General features: G+C 67.6%; 21 protein-coding genes. 10 read left to right on the forward strand and 11 right to left on the reverse strand.

Annotation, left to right across the window (positions count from 1 at the left end; genetic code table 11):
- Positions 1-13 precede the first annotated feature (13 nt).
- From urtE to urtA, 5 genes are all read right to left on the reverse strand, one after another.
- Positions 14-703 (reverse strand): urea ABC transporter ATP-binding subunit UrtE, encoded by a 690-nt coding sequence (gene urtE, locus J3367_RS13330; RefSeq protein WP_024352135.1) that lies wholly within the window; start codon positions 701-703, stop codon positions 14-16.
- An 11-nt stretch (positions 704-714) separates the two neighbouring features.
- Positions 715-1,461 (reverse strand): urea ABC transporter ATP-binding protein UrtD, encoded by a 747-nt coding sequence (gene urtD / locus J3367_RS13335; protein ID WP_024352134.1) that lies wholly within the window; start codon positions 1,459-1,461, stop codon positions 715-717.
- Positions 1,462-1,472: 11 nt separating this feature from the next.
- A complete protein-coding gene (gene urtC, locus J3367_RS13340; RefSeq protein ID WP_024352133.1) occupies positions 1,473-2,621 on the reverse strand; it encodes an urea ABC transporter permease subunit UrtC in 1,149 nt (382 codons plus the stop codon).
- A 10-nt stretch (positions 2,622-2,631) separates the two neighbouring features.
- Positions 2,632-3,558: an urea ABC transporter permease subunit UrtB gene (gene urtB, locus J3367_RS13345; RefSeq protein ID WP_024352132.1), complete on the reverse strand. Its 927-nt coding sequence runs from the start codon at positions 3,556-3,558 to the stop codon at positions 2,632-2,634.
- Between the two features lie 154 nt (positions 3,559-3,712).
- Positions 3,713-4,981 carry an urea ABC transporter substrate-binding protein gene (gene urtA / locus J3367_RS13350; RefSeq protein WP_024352131.1) on the reverse strand — a complete coding sequence of 423 codons (1,269 nt, stop codon included), beginning with the start codon at positions 4,979-4,981 and terminating at the stop codon, positions 3,713-3,715.
- Between the two features lie 309 nt (positions 4,982-5,290).
- Here urtA and J3367_RS13355 point away from each other — a divergent pair, with 309 nt between their 5' ends.
- From J3367_RS13355 to J3367_RS13365, 3 genes are all read left to right on the forward strand, one after another.
- Positions 5,291-8,674: an ATP-binding protein gene (locus tag J3367_RS13355; RefSeq protein WP_024352130.1), complete on the forward strand. Its 3,384-nt coding sequence runs from the start codon at positions 5,291-5,293 to the stop codon at positions 8,672-8,674.
- The gene (locus J3367_RS13360; RefSeq protein ID WP_024352129.1) at positions 8,671-9,570 is read left to right on the forward strand and encodes a response regulator transcription factor; all 900 of its coding nucleotides are present in this window, start codon (positions 8,671-8,673) and stop codon (positions 9,568-9,570) included. Before J3367_RS13355 ends, J3367_RS13360 begins: the two co-directional genes overlap by 4 nt.
- Before the next feature lie 181 nt (positions 9,571-9,751).
- Positions 9,752-10,522: a MauE/DoxX family redox-associated membrane protein gene (locus J3367_RS13365; RefSeq protein ID WP_060577004.1), complete on the forward strand. Its 771-nt coding sequence runs from the start codon at positions 9,752-9,754 to the stop codon at positions 10,520-10,522.
- A gap of 78 nt (positions 10,523-10,600) precedes the next feature.
- On the opposite strand, the gene J3367_RS13370 is transcribed toward J3367_RS13365, so the two are convergent.
- Together J3367_RS13370 and J3367_RS13375 are read right to left on the reverse strand one after the other, a co-directional pair.
- The gene (locus tag J3367_RS13370) at positions 10,601-11,692 is read right to left on the reverse strand and encodes a TRAP transporter substrate-binding protein (protein WP_024352127.1); all 1,092 of its coding nucleotides are present in this window, start codon (positions 11,690-11,692) and stop codon (positions 10,601-10,603) included.
- Between the two features lie 77 nt (positions 11,693-11,769).
- Positions 11,770-12,573 carry an SDR family oxidoreductase gene (locus J3367_RS13375; RefSeq protein WP_244495481.1) on the reverse strand — a complete coding sequence of 268 codons (804 nt, stop codon included), beginning with the start codon at positions 12,571-12,573 and terminating at the stop codon, positions 11,770-11,772.
- 322 nt (positions 12,574-12,895) lie between these two features.
- Between J3367_RS13375 and J3367_RS13380 the strand changes: the two genes are divergently transcribed.
- The 5 genes from J3367_RS13380 (at position 12,896) to J3367_RS13400 (ending at position 18,605) form a co-directional block, all read left to right on the forward strand.
- On the forward strand, positions 12,896-13,906 hold the full coding sequence (locus tag J3367_RS13380) for an ABC transporter substrate-binding protein (protein WP_009208008.1): 1,011 nt from the start codon (positions 12,896-12,898) through the stop codon (positions 13,904-13,906).
- A gap of 11 nt (positions 13,907-13,917) precedes the next feature.
- Entirely contained in the window at positions 13,918-15,387 is a 1,470-nt protein-coding gene (locus tag J3367_RS13385; RefSeq protein ID WP_421461347.1) for a sugar ABC transporter ATP-binding protein, read from the forward strand.
- Positions 15,384-16,319 (forward strand): ABC transporter permease, encoded by a 936-nt coding sequence (locus tag J3367_RS13390; RefSeq protein ID WP_024352124.1) that lies wholly within the window; start codon positions 15,384-15,386, stop codon positions 16,317-16,319. Before J3367_RS13385 ends, J3367_RS13390 begins: the two co-directional genes overlap by 4 nt.
- The gene (locus J3367_RS13395) at positions 16,316-17,260 is read left to right on the forward strand and encodes an ABC transporter permease (protein WP_009208005.1); all 945 of its coding nucleotides are present in this window, start codon (positions 16,316-16,318) and stop codon (positions 17,258-17,260) included. Before J3367_RS13390 ends, J3367_RS13395 begins: the two co-directional genes overlap by 4 nt.
- A 295-nt stretch (positions 17,261-17,555) precedes the next feature.
- Positions 17,556-18,605, forward strand: a complete 1,050-nt coding sequence (locus J3367_RS13400; RefSeq protein WP_035695255.1) for an Ldh family oxidoreductase — start codon at positions 17,556-17,558, stop codon at positions 18,603-18,605.
- Positions 18,606-18,655: 50 nt separating this feature from the next.
- On the opposite strand, the gene J3367_RS13405 is transcribed toward J3367_RS13400, so the two are convergent.
- On the reverse strand, positions 18,656-19,861 hold the full coding sequence (locus J3367_RS13405; protein ID WP_024352122.1) for a CaiB/BaiF CoA transferase family protein: 1,206 nt from the start codon (positions 19,859-19,861) through the stop codon (positions 18,656-18,658).
- Positions 19,862-19,864: 3 nt separating this feature from the next.
- Entirely contained in the window at positions 19,865-20,656 is a 792-nt protein-coding gene (locus J3367_RS13410) for a class II aldolase/adducin family protein (RefSeq protein WP_024352121.1), read from the reverse strand.
- 198 nt (positions 20,657-20,854) lie between these two features.
- On the opposite strand from J3367_RS13410, the gene J3367_RS13415 reads away from it, so the two are divergent.
- Positions 20,855-21,727 (forward strand): LysR family transcriptional regulator, encoded by an 873-nt coding sequence (locus tag J3367_RS13415; protein WP_024352120.1) that lies wholly within the window; start codon positions 20,855-20,857, stop codon positions 21,725-21,727.
- Positions 21,728-21,768: 41 nt separating this feature from the next.
- Here the strand turns inward: J3367_RS13415 and J3367_RS13420 are convergent, their stop codons facing one another.
- Together J3367_RS13420 and J3367_RS13425 are read right to left on the reverse strand one after the other, a co-directional pair.
- On the reverse strand, positions 21,769-22,560 hold the full coding sequence (locus J3367_RS13420; RefSeq protein ID WP_024352119.1) for a GntR family transcriptional regulator: 792 nt from the start codon (positions 22,558-22,560) through the stop codon (positions 21,769-21,771).
- A gap of 102 nt (positions 22,561-22,662) precedes the next feature.
- Entirely contained in the window at positions 22,663-23,634 is a 972-nt protein-coding gene (locus J3367_RS13425; RefSeq protein ID WP_051141662.1) for a 2-hydroxyacid dehydrogenase, read from the reverse strand.
- A gap of 228 nt (positions 23,635-23,862) precedes the next feature.
- On the opposite strand from J3367_RS13425, the gene J3367_RS13430 reads away from it, so the two are divergent.
- Entirely contained in the window at positions 23,863-24,789 is a 927-nt protein-coding gene (locus J3367_RS13430) for a DMT family transporter (protein WP_024352117.1), read from the forward strand.
- The last annotated feature ends 2 nt before the right edge of the window (positions 24,790-24,791 follow it).

Below are 24,791 nucleotides of genomic sequence, written 5' to 3' on the forward strand. Positions count from 1 at the left end.
GAATGGTTGCCGGTCAGACCGACAGATATTTCGCGATGCGCGCCTCGTCGGCGCCGTCCACCGGCTCGTCATGGACAAGGTCGCCGTTCTCCAGCACCAGCACCCGGTCGGCGATGTCGAGGGCGAAGGACAGGACCTGTTCGGAGACGACGATGGACAGGCCCTTCTCGTCGCGGATACGCTTCAGCGTGCGGCCCATTTCGCGGATGATCGAGGGCTGGATGCCTTCGGTCGGCTCGTCGAGGAGCAGGACTTTGGGCCGCGAGGCGAGCGCGCGGGCGATCGCCAGCTGCTGCTGCTGGCCGCCCGACAGATTGCCGCCGCGCCGGCCCTTCATTTCCAGCAGCACCGGAAACAGCTCGTAGATGTCCTCCGGCACCTGGCTTTCGCCGGTCACCGTCAGGCCGGTCTCGATGTTCTCGCGCACCGTCATGGTGGAAAAGATCATACGCCCTTGCGGAACGTAGCCAAGACCGCCCTTCACCCGCTGGTGGCTCTTCGCGCCCGACATGTCGGCACCGTCCACCATCACGGCGCCGGAGGACTGGGGCACGATCCCCATCAGCGACTTCATCAGCGTCGTCTTGCCCATGCCGTTGCGGCCCATGACGGCGACGATCTCGCCGGGCGCCACGTCGAAGGTCAGGCCGTGCAGCACCTCGCTCGAGCCATAGGCGACATGCAGGTCGGAAATGTTCAGCATCGGCGTGCTCCTCAGTGCCCGAGATAGACTTCGACGACCTTGGGATCGGCCTTCACATGGGCCATGTCGCCCTCCGAGATGACCTTGCCCTGGTGCAGCACGGTGACCCGCGTCGCGATGTCCTCGGCGAACTTCATGTCGTGCTCGATGACGATCACCGAGCGGCCCTTGATGATGCGGTTGAGGAGTTCGGCGGTCTTGACCCGCTCCGACACGCTCATCCCGGCGACGGGCTCGTCGAGCATCAAAAGCTCGGGGTCCTGGATCAGCAGCATGCCGATCTCCAGCCACTGCTTCTGGCCGTGGCTGAGGAACTCGGCGCGATCGTCCAGATGGTCGGCGAGGAAGATCATCTCGGCGATCTCCTCCACACGGGCCCGCACCTCCGCGTCGCGCTTGGACGCCAGCGCCCCGAACACCGTGCGTCCCCGCGGGAAGGAGATCTCCAGATTCTCGAAGACCGTCAGGTCGTCGTAGATCGACGGGTTCTGGAATTTCCGCCCGACGCCGGCATGGACGATCTGATGCTCCTTCATCTTCGTCAGCTCCTGCCCGCGAAAGCGGATCGAGCCGGAGGACGCCTTGGTGCGCCCGCAGATCAGGTCGAGGGCCGTCGTCTTGCCGGCGCCGTTCGGGCCGATGATGACGCGGATCTCGTCGGGATCGACGTAGAAGGAGAGATCGTCCACCGCCTTGAAGCCATCGAAGGAGACGGTGAGACCTTCCACGGCTAGGAGAAACTCTTTGGGTGTCGTCATGGCGCGGGTCCTTATTCGGCGGCGGCGGGAGCGACCGCGGCGTCGGGCGTTCGGCGGTCGGCGAGCGGCGCGGGCGAGCGGCGCAGGAACCGGTCGATCAGCGGCCGCACATGGCTGGTGAAGATGCCGGCCAGGCCGTTCGGGAAGGCCATGACGACGACGATGAACAGCGCGCCCATGGCGAAGAGCCACAGTTCCGGGAAGCTCTCGGAGAAGGAGGTCTTGGCCCAGTTGACCAGAAGCGTGCCGTAGACCGCGCCGATCAGCGACAGGCGACCGCCGACGGCGCAGAAGATCACCATCTCGATCGACGGCACGATGCCGACGAAGGTCGGCGACATGAAGCCCACCTGCAGGGTGAACATCGCCCCGCCGACACCGGCAAGCGCCGCGGCAAAGCAGAACACGAAGGTCTTGAAGGCGGCGACGTCGTAGCCGGAGAAGCGGACCCGATCCTCCTTGTCGCGCAGCGCGACGAGGATGCGGCCGAGCTTGGAATTGCGCACGAGCATCGACAGGCCGATGGCACCGAGCAGCAGGAGCGCATTGACGAAATAGAGGATCGTCTTGGCGTCGTCGGTGCGGATGTCCCAGCCAAGCAGGGTGCGCAGGTCGGTGATGCCGTTGACGCCGCCCGTATAGCCCTGCTGGCCGATGATCAGGATGGTCAGGATCGCGGCGATGGCCTGGGTGATGATGGCGAAATAGACGCCGCCGACCCGCCGGGTGAACATCGCAAAGCCGATGACGAAGGCGAGGATCGCCGGCACCAGCACCACCGCCAGAAGGGTGAAGCCGAAGGAGTGGAACGGCTCCCAGAAGAAGGGCAGCTCGGTCAGCTGGTTCCAGTCCATGAAGTCCGGAATGCCCGGGGTTGACTGGATCGCCGTCGCCTCCGGCGTCGAGGCCTCCAGCTTCAGGAACATGGCCATGCAGTAGCCGCCGAGGCCGAAGAAGATGCCCTGCCCGAGGCTGAGAATGCCGGCCGAACCCCAGCACAGGACGAGGCCGACGGCGACGAAGGCGTAGGTCAGGTACTTGCCGACGAGGTTGAGGCGGAAGGCGTCGGTCATCGCCGGGATCACGACGATCAGCAGGGCTGCGAGGAGGAGGAAGCCGATCGCCTCGTATCGGCCGTTGGAAGACAGGAACTTCGTCATGGTTTGATCCTCACCGGCGGACTTTGAGGGTGAACAGGCCCTGCGGTCGCAGCATCAGGATGCCGACGACGGTCAGGAGGGTCAGCACCTTGGCCATCGACCCGGACAGGAAGAATTCCATGGTCGACTGGGCCTGGGAGATGGTGAAGGCCGAGGCGATGGTGCCCAGGAGGCTTGCCGCGCCGCCGAAGACGACGACCAGGAAGGTGTCGACGATGTAGAGCTGGCCGGCGCTCGGCCCGGTCGAGCCGATCATGGTGAAGGCGCTGCCGGCGACGCCGGCGATGCCGCAGCCCAGCCCGAAGGTCATCCGGTCGACCTTTTCGGTGTCGATGCCGACGGCGCCCGCCATGGTGCGGTTCTGGACAACGGCGCGGGTCTGCGCGCCAAGCCGCGAGCGGAACATGACGAGATAGACGCCGAGCGTGATGAGCAGCGTGATCGCCATGACGATGAGCCCGTTGATCGGGATCTCGATGATGTCGGTCAGAGGCAGCGAGCCCATCATCCAGCTCGGCAGGGTGACGCCCACCTCGCGCGCGCCGAAGATGGTGCGGTAGGTCTGCTGCAGGATCAGCGACAGGCCCCAGGTGGCCAGCAGCGTGTCGAGCGGGCGCTTGTAGAGAAAGCGGATCAGGCTCATCTCGACCGCCACGCCGAGGGCCCCGGAGGCGAAGAACGCCAGCACCACCGCCACGAAGAAGGAGATCGGCACCAGGGCCGGCAGGAACGCTTCGAAGAAGCCCGCGACCAGGTAGGTCACGTAGGCGCCCAGGATCATGAACTCGCCATGGGCCATGTTGATGACGCCCATCTGGCCGAAGATGATCGCGAGGCCGAGGGCCATGAGCACCAGAACCGAGAACAGCACCAGCCCGGCAAAGCCCTGCATGGCGAAGATCGATCCGAGTTCGCTCCAGGAATAGTCGGCAAACATCCGGGGCTCCTTGTTGGGCGGAAGGGGGCTCGGCGCACGGGTCGCGGGAAGCGGAACGTGTCGCGGGCGGGAAAACGGCTGGGTCGGGCAAGGGCCGGCGGATCGGCCGATCGGCGGACCGTCCGCAAGGGACGGCCCGCCGGAGCGTTGCGGCTTACTGGTAGCCTTCCGGGAACGGATCGGGCTCCATCAGCTCCTCGGTCTCGTAGACCACCTCGTACTGGCCGTCGGCCTGGGCGTGGCCGATGCGCGTCTTGGACCAGAGGTGATGGTTCTCGTGGATGCGCACATAGCCTTCCGGCGCGGTGGTCAGCTCGATGCCCGGGGACGCCTCGCGCACCGCGTCGATGTCGAAGCTGCCGGCCTTCTCGACCGCGGCCTTCCACAGCCAGGGGCCGAGATAGGCGGCCTGGGTCACGTCGCCGATGACGATGTCCTCGCCCCACATGTTCTTGAAGTCGGCGACGAACTTCTGGTTGTTCTCGTTCGGCAGGCTCTCGAAATACTTCATCGCGGCATAGGCGCCCTCGATGTTCTCGCCGCCGATGCCGCGGATCTCGTCCTCGGTCACCGAGATCGTCAAGAGGACCGGATCCTCCTTGGTCATGTCGATGCCGGCAGCCTTGAGCTGCTTGTAGAAGGCGACGTTGGAGCCGCCGACGACGATGGCGTAGATGACGTCCGGCTTCTTCAGCTTGATCTTGTTGATGACCGAGTTGAACTGGGTGTGGCCGAGCGGATAATAGTCCTCGCCGACGACTTCCAGGCCGAGCTTCTCGATGTGCTTGCGCGCGATCTTGTTGGAGGTGCGCGGCCAGATGTAATCTGAGCCGAGCAGGTAGAAGCTCTTGGCGTCCTTGTTCTTCACCACCCAGTCGATGCCCGACAGGATCTGCTGGGTCGCTTCCTGACCCGTGTAGATCACATTGGGCGACTCCTCGAGCCCCTCGTAGAAGGTCGGGTAGTAGAGCATGCCGTTATACTGCTCGAACACGGGCAGAACCGCCTTGCGCGATGCCGAGGTCCAGCAGCCGAACACTGCCGCGACCTTGTCCTCGACGAGCAGCTTCTTGGCCTTCTCGGCGAAGGTCGGCCAATCGGAGGCACCGTCTTCCTGGGTGTATTCGATCTTGCGGCCGAGGACGCCGCCCATGGCGTTGATCTGCTCGATGGCGAGCTTCTCGGCCTGGACGGAGCCGGTCTCCGAGATCGCCATGGTACCGGTGACCGAATGCAGGATGCCCACCTTCACGGTGTCCTCGGTGACCGCGAGGCCGGTGGTGTTCACCTCCTCGGTCGGCGGCGTCTGGGCGAAGGCGGCGCCCGCACCGGTCACGGCAAGCGTCAACGCCGCCGCGGTCCCCAGCAGAAGCTGGCGTCGCAGCCTGGAGCGCAGGCCGTCACCTCTGGTCGCGTCTGTCATCTGAAACCCCGTCTTTGGATGAATGAGCCCGGCGGTCCGGACTGACCACTCGGTTGACAGGGCGATCATCGCGACGAATGCTGCAGAGCAACAATACGCAGATTGACGTATTCCGGTGCTGACCGTCAGGCCCCATCATCCCGCCATGCGGACGGGCCTTTGCGACAGGACGGGCGGCAGATTCCAGCGTGCGGAAACGGGGACCGCGGGCCGGCGGTCGCTGTCATCCATCGACCACGCCACACGGCGAGGCGGCAATGTGAGGACGCGAATGCAGGACGGCTGTCTGTGCCTCTCCCGGGACGCGGCGTGAACGACCCGCGCAGCGCGCCCCAGCGCATCCTCCGGGTGCGCCGCAGCTACAACCAGTTCGTCGCCGACGAGACGCTGGAAGACTACGCCCTCCGCTTCACCGCCAAGAGCGCCCGGCGCTTCACGCCGATGCAGATCGCGATGACGGCGCTGGGCGGCATCTCGTTCCTCGCGCTGGAAGCCATCGGCGGCACGGTGACGCTGAGCTACGGCGTCGCCAACGCCCTGCCCGCCATCGCCTGCGTCGCCATCCTGATCTTCCTGGCCGGCCTGCCGATCTCGTTCTACGCCGCCAAATACGGCGTCGACATCGACCTTCTGACCCGCGGCGCCGGCTTCGGCTATCTCGGCTCGACGGTGACCTCGCTGATCTATGCGAGCTTCACCTTCATCTTCCTCGCCATCGAGGCGGCGATCATGGCGATGGCGCTGAAGATGACCATCGGCCTGCCGCTATGGGCCGGCTACATCGTCTGCGCCGTCGCCGTCATCCCCATCGTGACCCACGGCATCGCCCTGATCAGCCGCTTCCAGACGATCACCCAGCCGATCTGGGTGCTGCTCAACGTCGCCCCCTTCGTCGCCCTCGCGCTGGCCGGCGGCCTGCCCGACGCCGAATGGGCAGCCTATACCGGCACCCGCGGCGACGGCAGCTTCGACATCCTGCTGTTCGGCGGCGCGACGGCGATCCTCTTCGCTTTGACCGCGCAGCTCGGCGAACAGGTCGACTTCCTGCGCTTCATGCCGCGGCGCCGGGCCGGCCGGAGCGCCGCATGGTGGACCGCGCTGATCGCCGGCGGCCCCGGCTGGATCGTCGTCGGCACGCTGAAGATACTCGCCGGCTCGATGCTGGCGGTCTTCGTGGTCGGACAGGGCCTGTCGATCGCCGAGGCCCATCATCCCACGGTGATGTATCTGACCGCCTATGAGGCGATCATCCCGGACGCGACCGCGGCGCTGTGGATCACCGGCCTGTTCGTCGTCATCGCCCAGATGAAGATCAACGTCACCAACGCCTATGCCGGCTCGATCGCCTGGTCGAACTTCTTCTCCCGGCTCACCCACAGCCATCCGGGCCGCGTCGTCTGGGTGATCTTCAACGTCGCGATAGCGGTCCTGTTGATGGAGATGGGCATCCTGCAGGCGCTGGAGGAAATCCTGGCGCTCTACGCGATCCTTGCCGTCGCCTGGGTTGCGCCCCTCGTCGCCGATCTCGTCGTCAACAAGCCGCTCGGCCTGTCGCCGGCCCATATCGAGTTCAAGCGGGCGCATCTCTACGACATCAACCCGGTCGGCTTCGGCGCCATGGGCACCGGCATCATCCTTGGCGCCCTCGCCCATGTGGGCCTGTTCGGCGAGCTCCTGGCCGCCCTGTCGGTGTTCGTGACGCTGATCGCCGCCTTCGTCGCGGCTCCGGCCATCGCCTATGCCACCGACGGCCGCTATTATCTGGCCCGCAGGGCACGCGACGACTGGGCCGGTCTGCCGACGCTGGCCTGCTGCATCTGCGAGCACGAATTCGAGCGCGAGGACATGGCCTCCTGTCCGGCCTATGCCGGGCCGATCTGCTCGCTCTGCTGCACGCTCGACGCGCGCTGCAACGACCTGTGCAAGACCGGCAGCCGGGCCCGCGAACAGATCGTCGACGGGCTGGCGCGCAACGTCTCCACCCGCCTCGCCGCCTTCGCCGATTCCGCCCGCGGCCATTATCTGGCGATCTTCCTGACCCTGATCGGCTTCAGCGCCGCCGCCCTGTCGCTGATCTACCTGCAGGCGACCCTGACCCGCTCGGCCGATCCGTCCACCGCGGCCATGGTGCTGGCGCAGGTCTTCGTCATCCTGATCATCTTCATCGGCATCGCCTCCTGGGTCTTCGTCCTCGCCCATGAAAGCCGCCGCGTCGCGCTCGAGGAGACGCGGCACCAGACCGGGCTTCTGACCCGCGAGATCGAGGCGCATCGCATCACCGACGCCGAGCTGCAGCGGGCCAAGGAAAAGGCCGAGGCCGCGAGCCTCGCCAAGACCCGCTTCGTCGTCGGCATGAGCCACGAATTGCGCACGCCGCTCAATTCGCTGCTCGGCTTCGCCCAGATTCTCGACAAGGATACGGCCATCCCCGAAAAACGCCGCGAGGGCGTCAAGGTGATCCGCCGCAGCGGCGAGCATCTGGCCGGGCTGATCGACGGCCTGCTCGACATTTCCCGCATCGAGGCCGGCAAGCTGGAGATCTACCGCGACGAATTCGCCCTCGGCCCGCTTCTGTCGCAGATCGTCGAGATGTTCCGCCTGCAGGCCGGCAATGCCGGCATCGGCTTCGTCTACAGGGTCGAGGGGGCCCTGCCGGACATCGTGCGCGGCGACGCCAAGCGCACCCGGCAGATCCTGATCAATCTCCTGTCGAACGCCATCAAGTTCACCCGCGAGGGCCAGGTGACCCTGACGGTGCGCTATCGCAGCCAGATCGCCGAATTCGCCATCTCCGACACCGGACCGGGGATCGCCGAGGAACATGTCGAGCGCGTTTTCGAGCCCTTCGAGCGCATCGAGGACGGCGCCGCGCGGCCGGTGCCCGGCATGGGGCTCGGCCTCACCATCACCAAGCTGCTCGCCGAGATCCTGGGCGGCGACGTCCGGCTGGCCTCGACGCTCGGTGTCGGCAGCACCTTCACGGTCCGGCTGATGCTGGCGACCGTCGTCGCCCCCGTCGGGGTCGTGGCCCAGCGCCGGGAGGTCACCGGCTATCGCGGCGAACGCCGGACCGTGCTCGTCGTCGACGACGAGCCGGTGCACCGGCAGCTGGTCGAGGAAATCCTGACACCGATCGGCTTTACCGTCCTGACCGCCGATGGCGGCGAGACCGGCCTGCGCATGGCCCGGCTCGCCGAGCCCGACCTCGTCATTCTCGACGTCAGCATGCCCGGCCAGAGCGGCTGGGAGGTCGCCGAGCGCATTGCCGCGGACGGGATCGCGAGCCGGATCGTCATGCTGTCGGCCGACGCCCGGCCCCAGTCGATCACCGGACCGATCGCCGACTGGGTGTCCAAGCCGCTGGTGATCGACACCCTGCTCGACACCATCGCCCGCACGCTGGGTCTCGAATGGCTGCATGACGACGAACCGGCAGGCGACGCGCCGGTCGCACCGGCTCCGGTGTCCGGCGAAAGCGACGGTGTCGACGACTTCGGCGCCCTTGCGGAGATCGACCGTAGCGACCTGCAGGCGCTGGTGGAGATTGGCCATGTGCGGGGGATCAACGCCAAGCTGGACGAGATCGCCCGCCGCGACCCGGGCGCCGCGGCCGGCGTCGCCCAGCTCCGCCTCGCCGTCGAGCGGATGGATTTCGATGCCGTCGAAACGCTTCTGGCGGGAGGCGGGCGATGAACGCGGAACGCGGCGGCCACCGCACCACCGTCCTGGTGGTCGACGATTCGCCCGACACGATCAGCCTGTTGCGCACCGCGCTGGAGGACGAGGGCATGACCGTGCTCGTGGCCGCCAGCGGGTCGCGGGCACTCGCCATTGCCCGCCGGGCGATCCCGGACATCATCCTGATGGATGCCGTCATGCCCGGCACCGACGGGTTCGAGACCACCCGGCAGATCAAGGCCGACAGCCGTCTGGCCGACATTCCGGTGATCTTCATGACCGGGCTCAGCGAGACCGAGCACGTGCTCGAGGCCTTCGAGGCCGGCGGGGTCGACTACGTCACCAAGCCTGTCGTCATCGAGCAGGTCTTCGCCCGCATGCGCGTCCACCAGGCGAATGCCCGCAAGACCCGCTCGGCCCGGCTCGCCCTCGACAGCGCCGGCCGGCATCTCTTCGCCATCGACGCGTCGGGCGAGGTTCTCTGGACGACGCCATGGGCCCGCCGCCACATTCTGGAAGCCGCCGAGGGGCCGATCCCCGCGAGCGTCCTGAAGACCATCCTCGCCAGCCTGCGCGAAGGCCGCGCGACCGCAACGGAGATCGGCACCGGCCTGAGCTTCGCCTTTCTGGGCGAGGCGGGGGACGGCGAATTCCTGCTGCGGGTCTCGCAGGTCGCCAGCGACGCGACGCTGATCGCGTCCCTCAATGCGAAACTGCCGATCTCGCCGCGCGAGGCCGAGGTGCTGCTGTGGCTGTCGCGCGGCAAGTCGAACCAGGACATCGCCGACATCCTCAAGCTGAGCGTGCGGACGGTGAACAAGCATCTGGAGACGGTTTTCCGCAAGCTCGGCGTCGAGAACCGCTCGGCCGCCACCGCGATCGCCATGGAACAGATCCGCGAATTCGTCTGACCGCCCGCCGGCAAGAACGGCCGGTACCGCAGGCACCAAATTTCTTCACCCTGCCCCAGGCAAGATTCCGGCAGGTCCGGCATCCCGCGCGGTTCCTGCGGGAACTTCTGCGCTCGCAACTCCTTGGCCAAGAGGCAACGGCAAGGTGGCGCGCGGGACGCCGCAGGAAGGACGATGGAGCATGAGCAACGCCGCAGCGAACGACAGCAATTCGTCGGCCGTCCTCTACCGGATGGTCATGGAGGAGCATGTCTGCCCCTACGGGCTGAAGTCGAAGGACCTTCTCGAGCGCGAAGGGTTCGCGGTCGACGACAACTGGCTGACCACCCGCGAGGAGACCGACGCCTTCAAGGCGAAGCATGGCGTCGAGACGACGCCGCAGGCCTTCATCGGCGGCGAGCGCGTCGGCGGCTACACGGACCTGCGCGAACATTTCGGCAAGTCGGTCCAGTCTGAGGACGAGACCACCTACCAGCCGGTGATCGCCATCTTCTCGGTCGCCTTCCTGATGGCGCTGGCGGTCTCCTTCGCCGCCTATGAAACGATCTTCACCGTGCGGGCGATCGAGTGGTTCTTCGCCATCTCCATGTGCCTGCTCGGCATCCAGAAGCTGCAGGACGTCGAAAGCTTCTCGACCATGTTCCTGAACTACGACCTCCTGGCGAAGCGATGGGTGCGCTACAGCAAGATCTACCCGTTCGGCGAGACGCTGGCCGGCGTGCTGATGATCGCCGGCACCCTCACCTGGCTGTCGGCGCCGATCGCGCTGATCATCGGGACGATCGGCGCCGTGTCGGTCTTCTATGCGGTCTATGTGCAGAAGCGCGAACTCAAATGCGCCTGCGCCGGCGGCGGCTCGAACGTGCCTTTGGGCTTCGTGTCGCTGACCGAGAACCTCGTGATGATCGGCATGGGCCTTTGGATGCCCCTGCGCATGATGCTGTGGGGCTGAGCTCCGGGGCACTGCAATCGGAGGGCGGCAAGGCCGAAACCTCGCCGCCCCGGGATCTGATCGTTCAGGCGGCGTCGCTCACCATTGTTCCTGCGCGGCGCGCAGCATCAGCGTGTCGTAGCTGTAGTCGGAGATCCGCCACCACTGGTAGGTCCGGTCGCGATATTCCATCTGGTGGTCGAGCAGCTTCTTGAAGGCCGGGCTCTTCTCGCCAAGCTCCGCATAGACCTCCCTGGCCGCTGCGTAGCTCTTCTGCAGGACGTCCTGCGGGAAGGCGCGCAATTGCGTGCCCTCGGACAGCAGACGAGCGAGGGCGATCGGGTTCTGGACGTCGTATTTCGCCGTCATCTCGGTGCCGGCGGCCATCGCCGCCGTCCGCACGATCGACTGGTAGCTGGCCGGCAGCGCGTTCCACTTTTCCAGATTGATGAAGAAGCTGAGCGACGCCGCGCCCTCCCAGAAGCCCGGGAAGTAATAGAAGGGCGCGATCTTCGACAGGCCAAGATTCTGGTCGTCCTGCGGGCCGACGAATTCGGCGGCGTCAATGGTCCCGCGCTCCAGCGAGGGGTAGATGTCGCCCGCCGCGATCTGCGTGGGCACAAGGCCGAGCCGCTGCAGGACGTTGCCGGCGAGACCGCCGATCCGCATCTTCAGCCCCTTCAGATCCTCGGCGCTGTTGATCTCCTTGCGGAACCAGCCGCCCATCTGGGTGCCGGTGTTGCCGGCCGGGAAATGCACCAGATCGTAGGTCGCGCAGAACTCGTTGAAGAGGTCGTTGCCGCCGCCCTCGTAGAACCAGCCATTCTGCTGGCGGGCATTCGGGCCGAACGGAATGCAGGTGCCGAAGGCGAAGGCCGGGTCCTGGCCGATATAGAAATAGGAGCCGGTCTGGCCCATCTCGACGGTGCCGCGCTGGACGCCGTCGACGATGCTCAGCGGCGGAATGATCTCGCCGGCGGCAAAGACCTGGATCTGGAAGCGACCGTCCGTCGCCTCGGTCACGGCCTTGGCGAAGGAATCAGCCGCGCCGTAGATCGTGTTCAGCGATTTCGGATAGCTCGATTGCAGGCGCCAGATCACCTCCGGCTGCGACTGCGCCAGCGCCGGTGCGGCGAGCGAACTGCCGACGGCGCCCAGTCCGGCCGTCGCGATGAAGTTTCTGCGGTCCATTACTCTTCCCCCGTTTCGGTGGCCCGGATGGGTCCGGGCGCCTCCCCGGCGCGTGCGCCTGGCGCCGCGCCGCATGTTCACATCGCCGTCGTCAGGCCGCCGTCCACCACGAGGACATGCCCCGTGACGTAGGATGCCGCGGGCGAGGCCAGGAACACCGCCGCGCCGGCGATCTCCGGTGGCTGTCCCCAGCGCCCGATCAATGACCGGCCGGCGAAATGCTCCGCGGCCTTCGGATCGGCGATCAGATCGGCATTGGCTTCCGTCGCAAAGCCGCCCGGCGCGATCGCGTTGCTGGTGATGCCATGCCGGCCGTATTCGGCCGCCAGCGCCCGCACCAGACCGGTGAGCCCGTGCTTGGAGGCCGTATAGACGGCATCGTTGGCGCGGGCGACATGGCCGGCGATCGACGTCATCATGATCAGCCGGCCATGGACCTGCGGCACCATCAGCGCCGCCGCCTCGCGAGCAAGGACGATGCCGGCGGTCAGATTGGTGTCGATGAGCGCACGGATGTCGGCATCGGAAAACTCCGCCAGCGGCTTGCGGTCGCGGGCCCCGGCATTGTGCACGAGAATGTCCAGCCTACCGGCGTCCGCATGGATTCGGCGCAGCGCCGCGCGCGTCGCATCGGTATCGGTGAAATCGAAATCGGCAACGACCGGCTCATGCGCGGTGCCGCTGATGCTGCCCGCCGCCGCCTCGAGGCGCGACCGGTCGCGGCCGGCCAGAACGACCCGGGCCCCCGCCTCGGCCATGGCCCGCGCGACCTCCAGCCCGAGCCCGCGGCTTGCGCCGGTGACCAGCGCCACCTGCCCGTCGAGCGAAAACAGGCCGGGCACGGGGCGTGATGCGGCTTGCAGCGTCACGCGATCCGCCACGGCCCGGCATGTCCGACTGTCGCCCCGTTCGTCATCGATCCCCCCGAACCGCCGCCGCATGCGCCGCCGGTCATGGCGCGCGTCGTGCCCCGCAGCGCAGCGCATACGATACGATTCGTCCCGGACTGTCATGCGGTATTATGACAGCCCTGAGAGGCGGAAGACATGCGCGCCATCCGCAAATGAAGGCAAAGTTTCGGGGCCCGGCGACAGATCGCACTGGTTTGTGCGCCGCACTCTGTGATTACCTTCCCGAAGCGCCGGTTCATCGGTGCTTTGCCGCATCGGGAGAGTGCGGCTGATCACCGTCTGGGAGGACAACATGACGAGGCTTCTCAAAGCTGCCGTATCGGCAGCCACCATCATGCTCGCGACCGGCGCCCATGCCGAGACCGCCGACAAGCGCATTGCCCTGTCCAACAATTACGCCGGCAATTCCTGGCGCCAGGCCATGCTGGAAAGCTGGAAGACCGTGACCGACAAGGCCGTGGCCGACGGCATCGTCGCCGAAGCCGACGCCTTCACCACCGCCGAGAACCAGGCCACCGAGCAGGCCGCGCAGATCCAGAACATGATCCTGCAGGGCTACGACGCGATCGTCATCAATGCGGCGTCGCCGACGGCGCTGAACGGCGCCATCAAGGAAGCCTGCGATGCCGGCATCACCGTCGTCTCCTTCGACGGCATCGTCGAGGAGCCCTGCGCCTGGCGGATCGCCGTCGACTTCAAGCAGATGGGCGCCGACCAGATCGACTATCTGAAGGGCCGCCTGCCCGACGGCGGCAATCTGCTCGAGATCCGCGGGCTGGCCGGCGTCTTCGTCGACGACGCCATCTCGTCCGGCATCCATGCCGGCGTCGAGGCCAATCCGCAGTTCAAGATCGTCGGCTCGGTGCATGGCGACTGGGCCCAGGACGTGGCGCAGAAGGCCGTCGCCGGCGTGCTGCCGTCCCTGCCGGAAGTGGTCGGCGTCGCGACCCAGGGCGGCGACGGCTACGGCGCGGCCCAGGCCTTCGAGGCCGCTGGCCGGCCGACGCCGATCATCGTCATGGGCAACCGCCAGGACGAGCTGACCTGGTGGGCCGAGCAGCGCGACGCCAATGGCTACGAGACCATGTCGGTCTCGATCGCGCCGGGCGTGTCCACCCTCGCCTTCTGGGTCGCCCAGCAGATCCTCGACGGCAAGGAGGTGCCGAAGGATCTGACCGTGCCGTTCCTGCGGATCGACCAGGACGGGCTCGACGAGGCCCTGAAGACGACGCCCGAGGGCGGCGTCGCCAATGTCGAGTACACGCTGGAAGACGCCCAGGGCGTGATCGCCGGCACCAACTGAGTTCGGACCCGATGACGACAGGCAGTGACGCTCCGGGGGCAGCCGGCCCCCGGGGGAACATTCTGGTCGCGCTGCAGAACGCGCGCAAATCCTTCGGGCCTGTCCGGGCTCTCGACACGGTCGACCTGACGGTGACGGGCGGCGAATGCCTCGCTCTCGTCGGCCATAACGGCGCCGGCAAGTCGACCCTGGTCAATCTGATCAACGGCAATCTGGAGCCCAGCGAAGGCGCGGTCCGATACGGCCTGGCCGACGGCAGCACCGGTTCGGGCCAGATCGCGCGGCGCCGGGCCGGCGTGCGCGCCGTGCATCAGGAGCTGTCGCTCTGCCCCAACCTGACCGTCGCCGAGAATGTTCGCATTTCCCAGCGCGACCTCACCGGTCGCGGCTGGCGCGGCCGGGCGGCGCAACGCGTCATGGCCGCCCTCGACGAGATCTTTAGAGGCCACCGCATTCAGCCCGAGGCGATCGTCGGCGACCTGACCCTGACCGAGCGCCAGATGGTCGAGGTGGCGATCGGCTTTGCCGACGGCGCCGAACCGGCGCGGCTGGTCATTCTGGATGAACCGACCTCCTCGCTGGACGGCTCGATCGCCGGGCAGCTCCTCGCCCATGTCCGCCGCTTCTGCGCCGGGGGCGGCTCGGTCATCTTCATCTCCCACATGCTGGGCGAGGTCTTCGACGTGGCGACCCGGATCGCCGTGATGAAGGACGGCCGCGTCATCGCCGATCGCGAGGCCGGGCACTTCACCCGGCAATCGCTGGTCTCGGCGATGGGCCATGTCGCCTCCGAAAAGGCCGCGCAGCGCGTGCGGCCGCAGGGCGACGACATCCTGTCCACACCCGAAGGGCTGAAGGCACGGCGCGGCGAGATCGTCGGCCTTGCCGGGCTGGCCGGCCACGGCCAGGCCGAAGCGCTGGCTGCCTTCTACCTGTCGCAGACCTCGAACTGGCGGGCCCGGGCGCCGCAGGCGGTCTTCGTCGCCGGCGACCGAGGCCGCGACGGCATCTTTCCGCTGTGGTCGATCCTGCGCAATGCGACGCTGGCCGCTCTGCCGCGACTGACGCGCCGGGGCATGGTCGACCGCGACAGCGAACGGACTCTCGCCGAGGACTGGCGCGAGAAGATCGGCATCCGCACCGACGACATCGACAACCCGATCCTGTCCCTGTCCGGCGGCAACCAGCAGAAGGTGCTGTTCGCCCGAGCGCTGGCGACCGAGGCCCCGATCGTCGTCATGGACGACCCGATGCGCGGCGTCGACATCGGCACCAAGACCCAGGTCTACGAGATGATCCGCCGCGAGGCCGACGCCGGCCGCACCTTCCTCTGGTATTCGACCGAGATCGACGAGACGTGCCTGTGCGACCGCGTCTTCGTCTATCGCAACGGTGCCATCGCCGCCGAGCTGACCGGCGCCGCGATCACCGAGGAGCAGATCCTGTCGAACAGCTTCGAGATGCAGGGTCAGGCCGCATGAAGCCGAATCTGCGCATTCTCCTGCCGGTGCTCTCGCTGGCGCTCTTGCTCGGCGCGGTCTTCGTCATCCAGCCTCGCACGATGAGCTATCTCGGGCTGAACCTGCTGTTCAACCTGGCGGTGCCGATCGCGCTCGCCACCGTCGCCCAGATGATCATCATCATGGTCAACGACATCGACCTGTCGGTCGGCACCTTCGTCAGCTTCGTGGCCTGCGTCACCGCCACATGGCTGAATGACGCGCCGCTGATCGGCGCCGCCATTCTGGCGGCCTCGGTTCTGGCCTATGCCGGGCTCGGCGCGCTGATCCAGGCCCGCGGCCTGCCGGCCATCGTCGTCACCCTCGGCATGTCCTTCGTCTGGGCCGGGCTGGCGCTGATGATCCTGCCCTCGCCGGGCGGTGCCTCGCCGGGCTGGCTGCGCTGGCTGATGACGGCCAAGCCGCCGGTCGCGCCGATGGCGATCGTCGCCAGCGTGCTGATTGCCGGCCTCGCCCATCTCCTGATCATGCGCTCCTCCTTCGGCACCGTGCTGCGCGGCTTCGGCGGCAACGAGCGGACCCTGGCGCGGGCCGGATGGTCGCTGATCCGCCTGCGCGCCAGCGCCTATGCCCTGTCGGCGGTCTTCGGCATCCTGTCGGGCATGACCCTCGTCGGCCTGTCGACCGCCGCCGACGCCAATATCGCGCTGCGCTACACGCTGCTGTCGATCGCCGGCGTGATTCTGGGCGGCGGCGAGTTCACCGGCGGCCGCATCTCGCCGGTCGGCGCGGTGATCGGCGCCCTGACGCTGGCCCTGGCCGGCAGCTTCCTGTCCTTCATCCGCCTGTCGCCCGACTGGCAGATCGGCGCCCAGGGGATCATCCTGATCATCGTGCTCGCCGCGCGGCTGCTCCTGTCGGTCCGGCGGCGCAACCGGGGCGTGGCGGCATGATCGCGACGCTCTTCTCGCGCGCCTGGATCTGGGCCTTCGTCGCGGCGGGCATCACCTTCGCCTTCACCGCAGCGATTGGACAAACCGCCGGCGGCACCGGCCTTCTGGTCGCGGCGCTGACCTTCTCGGCCTTTTCGGTCATCGTCGGTCTCGGCCAGATGTTCGTCATCACGCTGGGACCGGGCAATGTCGACCTGTCGATCCCGGCGACCATGACCCTCGCCGGCACCGTGTCGCTGAAATATATGGGCGGCGCGGCCGGGGCCGACGTCGCGCTTGTCGGGCTCCTGGTCGCACTGGGCATCGGCCTTGGTGCCGGCATCGCCAATTTCGCGCTGATCAAGCTCCTGCGGATCCCGCCGATCATTGCGACCCTCGCCTCGTCCTTCGTCTATCTGTCGCTGGCGATCTGGTCGAACCGCGGCATCCGCATCAAGCCGCCCGAGGCGCTGTCCGATTTCGCCATCGGGCGCAGTCTCGGCGTGCCCAATGTCGCCTGGCTGGCGCTCGTCATCGCCGTCATTGCCTGGGTAGCGCTCAATCGCGCCGCCTATGGGCGCAATTTGTCCGCTAGCGGCCAGAACCCGCGCGCAGCGCGGCTCGCCGGCGTGCCCGTCGATGCGGTGCGGGCCATCACCTACGTTCTCTGCGCCGGCCTCGCCGGGCTCACCGGGTTCCTGCTGTCGTGCTTTTCCGGCGGCGCCGCGCTCAACATGGGCACGGAATATCTCCTGACCTCGATCGCCGTCGTGGTCATCGGCGGCTCCTCCATCGGCGGCGGCCGCTCCAACGTCCCCGGCATCTGGGCCGGCGCGCTGTTCCTGTTCCTCATCGTCTCGATGCTGAATTCCTACGGCCTCGGCGCCGGCGTTCGCCTCTTGATGACCGGCCTCATTATCATCGCCATCGTCGCCGCCGGCAGCCGGCCAGTCAGGGGCTGAGGTCCGACAGCAATCGGGGAGTCCGGATCGACGCTGCCGGAAGGCCCCGGCGGGACCCCGCGGGTCGCCGGCTCTGAGGGGCACGGCACCATCTCCTCGGTCGCCGCAGTTCCCCTCTTCGCGGCAGAGACGAGGGGCGATACGGGCGCGCCCCGCGCCGCGATCGCGAACTTTGCAGTTGGCTTTGACTTGATCTGCGGAACGCACCGGCGATCGCTTGCGAACGACACGGCATCTATAATACCCCTGCATACAGAAGAATACGAATGCGGGAAATCGTGAGGGGAGCGGGACCATGCCAGGGACGGTACGGATCATTCAGGTGGAAGCGCTGACCGGCGTCGCGGCGGCCATTCTCGCGGCGAACGGCCTGCCGGCGGAGGATGCGCGCTATTGCGCCGAAAGTCTGGTCGAAGCGGATCTGCGCGGTGTGTCGTCCCACGGCGTCGCCCGCCTGCCGGTCTATGCCCGGCGCCTGAAAGAAGGCGTCCTCAACCCCGCTCCGACGCTCACCGTGACCGAGCGCATGCCGGTCGCCGCGCATGTCGACGGCGACAACGGCATCGGCTTCGTCGTCGCGCGCAAAGCGATGGACATCGCCATCGAGAAGGCCGCGATCTACGGCGTTGGCCTCGCCGCCGCCTCCCGCTCCAACCACTACGGCATGTCGTCGCTCTATGTGAACCGCGCGCTCGAGGCCGGACTGGCCTCCTTCGTCTTCACCAATGCGGCGCCGACCATGCCGGTGTGGGGCGGGCGCGACCCGTTTCTCGGCACCAATCCGCTGGCCATGGGCGCGCCGGGCCCCATCCCCTTCGTCCTCGACATGGCAACCTCGGTGGCCGCCAAGGGCAAGGTGCGCCGCGCGCTCGCGAAGGGCGAGACGATCCCGGAGGGCTGGGCGCTGGATGGCGAGGGCCGGCCGACCACCGATCCGGCCGCCGCGCTCGAGGGCGTGGTGCTGCCGCTGGGCGGTCCGAAGGGCTCGGGCGTCGCGGTGATGATCGACGTCCTGGCGGGCATCATGTCGGGCGCCGCCTCCGGCGATCGCGTGATCAACCAGAATGACGACTTCACCCGCGGCCAGGATGTCGGCCATTTCTTCCTGGCGATGCGGCCGGATCTGTTCATGCCGCCAGATGCCTATGCGGATCGCGCACGCGATTACGCCGAGCGGCTGAAGGCCGGCCGGAAAGCCGCGGGCTTCGAAGAGATCCTGCTACCGGGCGAGCCGGAAGCCCGCCGCGCCGAACAGGCGCGCCGCACGGGCCTGCCCCTCACCGCCCAGGACATCGCCTCGATCGATGCGGCGGCGAAGGACGCCGGCGTTCCGGGCCTTGGCTGACCAGGTCGTCCGCCGGCCTCGCCGTCGGGCGAGGCCGGAGGGTGATCGGTTCAGTCCGTCGGGGTCACGATGACCCCGGACTGGCGCAGGGCGCCGATCGCCGTGTCGTCATAGCCCAGTTCCGCAAGCAGTGCGTCGGTGTCGGCGCCCATCGCCGGAGGATCGGAGCGGATGCCGAGATCGTGGCCGGCGATCTGGAACGGCAGCCGCGGCAGCCTGGTCTTTGTCCCGTTGGGCATGGTCGTGGGCAGCAGCCCGCCAGTCGCCTCCAGGTGCGGATCGTCGAACAGATCCGCCGGCTCCGCGATCGGGGCGAAGGGAATGCGCGCCGCCTCGCAGAGCGCGATCGCCCCGGCCGAGTCGAGATTGCGGAAGACCTCCTGGACGATCGGGATCAGCCGGCCACGGGCAGCCACCCGCTGGTTGTTGGTCGCCAGTTCCGGATCGTTGCCCAGATCGTCGCGCTGCAGCGCCGCGCAAAAACGCTTCCAGTGGGCGTCGGTGGTGATCCCGACGAACATCTGCTCGCCGTCCTTGAGGGTGAACAGCTCGTAGACCGCCCAGGACGACCGGCGCGCCGGCATCGGCGGGACCGGTTCGTCGATCTGCGAGGCATAGGCTAGGTGCTGGCCGACCAGGAACACGCAGGATTCGAACAGGGCCGAGCCGACGGCGGCGCCCTTGCCGGTCTCGCCCCGCTGCATCAGCGCCGCGAGGATGCCGATCACCGCGAACATGCCGCCGGTGATGTCGACGACCGAGGTGCCCGCCCGCAACGGCTGCCCTGGCGGCCCCGTCATATAGGCGAGGCCGGCCATCATCTGCACGACCTCGTCCAGCGCCAGCCGGTTGTCGTAGGGCCCCTTGAGGAAGCCCTTCAGGCTGGCATTGACGAGGCGCGGATTGAGTTCGGCCACCGTCTCGGCCGACAGGCCCAGCCGGTCCATCGTGCCCGGCGCGAAATTCTCCACCAGGACGTCGGCGCTGCGCACCAGGCGATGGGCGATCTCCTGGCCCTCCGCCGTCTTCAGATCGAGCGCGATCGATCGCTTGTTGCGGTTGAAGAAGCCGAAATAGCCCGTCCCGAACCCCTTCAGGGTCCGGGTCGGGTCGCCCCGCGGGGCCGGCTCGATCTTGATCACGTCGGCCCCGAGATCGGCCAGGATGAGCCCGCAGGTCGGGCCCATCACCGTATGTCCGAAGTCGAGGACGCGGATGCCGGCTAGCGGCAGGCGTGCGGCTGGTTCGCTGGGCAAGGCTCAGGTCCGGAAGGACGGGTCGATCCGGTCCAGCTTGCGCAGCAGGCCCGGCCATTCCAGGACGCCGAACGGGCGGCGCGTCTCGGGCCGGTAGAGCGCGTTGGTCTTTTCGATGATCGCCTCCGGCGGCGTGCCGATCTCGGTATTGGCCGACATCGCCATCACCTGCACCTTGCAGGCCAGTTCGGCCCGGTAGATGTTCGAGAAGGCCTGGGCGACGGACGGCGCCACCGTCAGGAGGCCGTGATTGCGCAGGATGAGCAGGTCGGAATCGCCGAGATCGGCGACGATGGATTCCTGCTCGGCGAGATCGACGGCGACCGACTGGTAGTCGTGATAGCCGATCGTTGCGAAGCGCATCGCCGTCTGGGTCAGCGGCAGCAGGCCGCATTTCATCGTCGAGACCGCCATGCCAGCGGGGGTATGGGTGTGGATGACGCAATGCGCGTCCTCGCGCGCCCGATGAATGGCGCTGTGGATGACGAAGCCGGCACGGTTCGGTTCGTAGTCGAAGTCGGGCTTCTGGACGACATTGCCGTCGAGGTCGATCTTGATCAGGCTCGAGGCCGTGATCTCCTCGTAGAAATAGCCATAGGGATTGATGAGGAAGGTGTCCTCCTCGCCCGGCACGCGCACCGAGATGTGGTTGGCGATCATCTCGTCCATGCCCCACAGGGCGACGAGCCGGTAGGCCGCGGCAAGGTTCACCCGCGCTTCCCATTCCGCTTCGCTGACCTTGTCCTTCATCGACGCGATGTCGGTCGTGTAGTTCTTGGTCTTCAGAACCGCCATCGGGTCTTCGGCGACGATGTTCTTGTCATGCTTGGTCATGGCTCTTCCTCCTAGCGAGGCGGGCGCGCGAGGCTGCACCGCCGCTGCGACAGCCGCCCTCGCTCCCGGGCGGCATGGCATTCGATGCCCCAGTCATGCGCCATTGCCCGTTATCTTTCCATGCACTAGTTTCGCCTGAACGGTAACTTTCGGTGTCCAATGGAATTGCGCGACCTCGCCTTCTTCGAATCCGTCGCGACGCGCGCATCCTATGAAGAGGCCGCCGCCGAGGTCGGCCGGACCAAGCCGGCCCTGACCAAGGCCGTGCGCCGGCTGGAACAGCAGATCGGCGCGAAGCTCTTCGACCGCACCGGCCGCGGGAAGCGGCTGACGCCGGTGGGCGCGATCCTTCTGGAAAAGGCGCGTCACCTGCGCCAGGAAGCCGAGGCGGTATCACGGGAGGTGGGCGAAGTGGCGCGCGGCGAGGCCGGCACGCTGCGCATCGGTTCGGGCACGACCATCGTCAACCACGTGCTGCCCCGCGCCTGCCGCATGCTGACGGCGGTGGCGCCGGGTGTCGACATCGCGCTGACCGTGGGCATGAGCGACGTCCTGCAGGCGCATCTGCGGGCCGGCGAATGCGACCTCGTGATCGCCCCGGTCGACCCGCGGGCCCACAGCGAATTCGACGCCCGCACCATCTACCGCGACGAGATGGTGGTCGCGGCCAGCCCCTCGCACCGGCTGGCGAAAGGCGGGGCGAGCCTTGCCGATCTCGCCGGCGAGAAATGGGTGTTGCCGTCGCGCTCGGTCGGCACCCGCGCCTGGCTCGACCGGATCTTCGTCCAGAACGGCCTGCCTCCGCCGCAGGCGCGGGTGGAGACCAGCTCGATCTCGGCCCTGCCGGAGATGGTGGCCGAACTCGATCTCCTGACCTTCGTGGGGCGCAATTCGCTGGGGATCCTGACCGAGATCGCCCTGCCGGAGACGACCCTGTCGCGCAGTTTCGCGTTGCTCACCCGGCGATCGGGCAATCTGCCGCCTGTCGCCACCCGCTTTGCCGACATCCTCGCAGGGTTACCCGCCGACTGAGGAGCCGGCACGGCTCGTCTCATCCCGCAGCCGGGCGCGGTTCAGTCGTCGCTGCTGCCGCCACCCGTCGAGAGCCGCAGGCGCATCGAATATTCGAAGCGACCGGCAGGATAAGTGTTGGTCGAGACCTCCATCGTCTCGCCGTCGGCGGTGATGTACTGGCGCACGATGTGCAGGATCGGCGAACCGGCTGCCACGTTCAGCAGCTCGGCATCCTCCTCGCCCGCGGCCTCGGCGCGCATCGTCTGGCGGATTTCGCCGATGGCGAGGCCGTAGGTGTCGGCAACGGTCTGGTAGATCGGCGTCGTCAGCGGCGGCCCGCCGAGCGCGATCGACCTGCGGACCTCGCCGAACCGGCCGGCGACATAGGCGCAGGTGCGGCAGAAGGCGCCCTGGCTGTCGCCGGGCACGGCCCGCGTGCCGCAGAACGCCACCCAGCGCTCGCCAATCCTGCCGCCCATTCGGGCTACGAAGCTCTCGTCCGCGGTGATCTCGTCGATCGACCGGACCGAGAACTCCGTCTCGGCCGCATATTGCATGACCTTTTCCACCGACTGGGCGGACATGATGTAGGTCGACTTGGCGTGGCGCTGCTCGACGCGGGTGCCGATGCCCTGGGTCCGGGAGACGAGGCCAAGCGCCGCCAGCCGGCGCAGCGCCTCGCGGATCGTCGACCGGCTGACGCCGTGGAGCACGCAGAGCTCGGCCTCGGTCGGCAGCATGCCGCCGACCGCATAGCGGCCATCGGCGATGTCGGCGGCCAGCGCCTGCGCGATCCGCAGATAGCGTGGCGGCTGTCCGGCCAGGCCGAGCGGGTCCGTTCCCATCGCCATCCTCATTCCTGCGGCCCGGCTTCGCCATGCAGGCGAAGCAGCATCGTCCATCGGTCGGCGGCGCGCCCTGCCGGCGCGCGCGTCCCGCAAGCCCCTCTTACGTCACGCGACGCGGCAGGCAAAGACGTCGCCGCGCAGCAGCCGGTCCAGATTGTCGAGAGCCCGCTCACACTGGCGACGCAGGCCAATGGGCGAGCGGCCTGCCATATGCGGCGTGACGACGAAATTGGGCGCGTCGAGGAGCGCAGCCGGGATCTCGGGCTCCTCCTCGAGCACGTCGACGCCCGCCGCATGGATGCGCCCGTCCTTCAGCGCCTCGGCCAGCGCCTGCGAATCCACCACCGACCCACGGCCGATATTGACGAGGATGCCGTCCGGTCCGAGTGCGTCCAGCACCTCACGGCCGATGAGGTGGCGGGTCTCCTTGCCGCCGGGAATCGCCACGACGAGGAAGTCGCTCTCCTGCGCCAGCGTCAGGACGTCGGGAATGTAGCGATAGGGAACACCGGTCTTCTCGCTGCGGGTGGTGTAGTTGATCGACGCGTTGAAGGCACTGGCGCGCGTCGCGATCGCCTGGCCGATCGCCCCCAGGCCCAGCATGCCGACCCGGGCGCCGTTGAGGGTCGGCCGGTAGCGCTTGCGGGCCTCGTTCCAACGCCCATCGCGCGCCGCGCCCATCACCTCGGGCAGCCCCCGCGCCGCGGCCAGCATCAGCATGATCGTATGGTCGGCCACCGTCTCGCCATTGGTCGCCGGCGCGTTGGTCACGGCGATGCCGCGCTCTGTCGCGGCGGCCAGATCGACATTTTCGTAGCCTACGCCGAAACAGGCGATCAGCTTGAGATTCGGCAAGAGATCCATCTGCGCCGCGGTGAAGCCGACAATGCCGCTGGTCACGACCGCGCCGACGGCCTCCCGCTCGGCCTGCGGCATGAAGTCGGCGTCGAATTCGCCGATCCGGTCGCGCAGGTCGCTCGCCTCGCAACCGGCGGCCAGAAATCCGTAGGACGCATCGACCAGCGGCGCGAAGACGAGGGTGCGGACGGGAAGTTTCGTGTCCGGGCTGCCGAGCATGATGGGCGTCTCCAAGGGATCGAGAGGGCTCCGGTCGGCTGGACATCCCGACCGCGATTGGTATGATTGATAATAACATCCGTACAAATGGGCAAGCATGCCCCGCACTGCGCGAAGGGTTCTCCTTGTCTGCCATGTCCTCGATGCCGATCGTCGCCGCCGTCGCACCGGCCGGATCTTTCCCCGGCCGGTACCGCCGCCCGAGTTGGTCGTGACGGGCGGCCCGCGGTGAAGGGTCTGGCTCCCAATCTCGTCGGCGCCCTGTGGATGCTGGGCAGCGCCCTGGTGCTGACCGTGCAGGGGTCGCTGGTCAAGCATCTCGGCCAGGACCTGCCGGTGGTGATGATCCTGTTCCTGCGGGTGATCCTGATCCTGTCGATCGCCGCGCCGCTCGCCATGCATCGCATCGGCCTGTCCGGCCTGCGCACCCAGCGCCCCGGCGCCCATATCGGCCGCACCGTCTTCGGCCTCGGCATGATGGCCTGCACCTTCTACGCCATCACCGTCCTGCCGCTGGCCGATGCCACAGCGCTGTCCTTCACCCGGCCGCTCTGGTCGATGCTGACCTCCTATCTCGCCTTCGGCGAGGTCGTCGGCTGGCTGGGCGGCTTTGCCACCGTGTCCGGCTTCGGCGGGGTGCTTGTCGTGGTGCAACCGCAATCGGGCATCCATCACGGCATGATCATCGCGCTGGCCGGCGCCGCCTCGTCGAGCCTGGCGCTGGTCTTCATCAAGAAGCTGACGCGGACCGAGCCGGTGGCGCGGATCCTGTTCTATTTCTCCGCCATCTGCGCGGTGATCCTGGTGGGCCCGGCGATTCTGTGGTGGCAGACGCCGACGCTGACCCAGCTGGCCTGGCTCTGCCTCATGGCAATCTGCGGCTCGGCCGGCCAGTTGATGTCCTCGCTCGCCGTCAAATACGGCGATATGACCGTCGTCACGCCGATCGATTTCATCCGCGTACCGGCCGCTGCGGCCATCGGCTTCGTGGTCTTCGGCGAAAGCCCGACCCTGTGGACCTTCGTCGGCACCGCGATCATCTTCGTGGCGACGATCATCGTCCTCAACATCCGCCGTCGCCGCCCGGCGACGCTGCCCCTCGACGAACCGACCGCCGTCGGCGCGCACAAGACCGGAACGATCCCAGGAGACTGACG

It is taken from the genome of Aurantimonas sp. NFXS3 (assembly GCF_049132005.1).
In the GTDB taxonomy this organism is placed as follows: domain Bacteria; phylum Pseudomonadota; class Alphaproteobacteria; order Rhizobiales; family Rhizobiaceae; genus Aurantimonas; species Aurantimonas coralicida.

Coding starts and splice junctions, on each gene's coding strand:
- J3367_RS13425 (WP_051141662.1), bottom strand. CDS start 23,634: ATGCTCGGCAGCCCGGACACGAAACTTCCCGTCCGCACCCTCGTCTTC.
- J3367_RS13400 (WP_035695255.1), top strand. CDS start 17,556: ATGCCAGGGACGGTACGGATCATTCAGGTGGAAGCGCTGACCGGCGTC.
- urtE (WP_024352135.1), bottom strand. CDS start 703: ATGCTGAACATTTCCGACCTGCATGTCGCCTATGGCTCGAGCGAGGTG.
- J3367_RS13360 (WP_024352129.1), top strand. CDS start 8,671: ATGAACGCGGAACGCGGCGGCCACCGCACCACCGTCCTGGTGGTCGAC.
- urtA (WP_024352131.1), bottom strand. CDS start 4,981: ATGACAGACGCGACCAGAGGTGACGGCCTGCGCTCCAGGCTGCGACGC.
- J3367_RS13380 (WP_009208008.1), top strand. CDS start 12,896: ATGACGAGGCTTCTCAAAGCTGCCGTATCGGCAGCCACCATCATGCTC.
- J3367_RS13395 (WP_009208005.1), top strand. CDS start 16,316: ATGATCGCGACGCTCTTCTCGCGCGCCTGGATCTGGGCCTTCGTCGCG.
- urtD (WP_024352134.1), bottom strand. CDS start 1,461: ATGACGACACCCAAAGAGTTTCTCCTAGCCGTGGAAGGTCTCACCGTC.
- J3367_RS13370 (WP_024352127.1), bottom strand. CDS start 11,692: ATGGACCGCAGAAACTTCATCGCGACGGCCGGACTGGGCGCCGTCGGC.
- J3367_RS13415 (WP_024352120.1), top strand. CDS start 20,855: ATGGAATTGCGCGACCTCGCCTTCTTCGAATCCGTCGCGACGCGCGCA.
- urtC (WP_024352133.1), bottom strand. CDS start 2,621: ATGACGAAGTTCCTGTCTTCCAACGGCCGATACGAGGCGATCGGCTTC.
- J3367_RS13365 (WP_060577004.1), top strand. CDS start 9,752: ATGAGCAACGCCGCAGCGAACGACAGCAATTCGTCGGCCGTCCTCTAC.
- J3367_RS13420 (WP_024352119.1), bottom strand. CDS start 22,560: ATGGCGATGGGAACGGACCCGCTCGGCCTGGCCGGACAGCCGCCACGC.
- urtB (WP_024352132.1), bottom strand. CDS start 3,558: ATGTTTGCCGACTATTCCTGGAGCGAACTCGGATCGATCTTCGCCATG.
- J3367_RS13390 (WP_024352124.1), top strand. CDS start 15,384: ATGAAGCCGAATCTGCGCATTCTCCTGCCGGTGCTCTCGCTGGCGCTC.
- J3367_RS13385 (WP_421461347.1), top strand. CDS start 13,918: ATGACGACAGGCAGTGACGCTCCGGGGGCAGCCGGCCCCCGGGGGAAC.
- J3367_RS13410 (WP_024352121.1), bottom strand. CDS start 20,656: ATGGCGGTTCTGAAGACCAAGAACTACACGACCGACATCGCGTCGATG.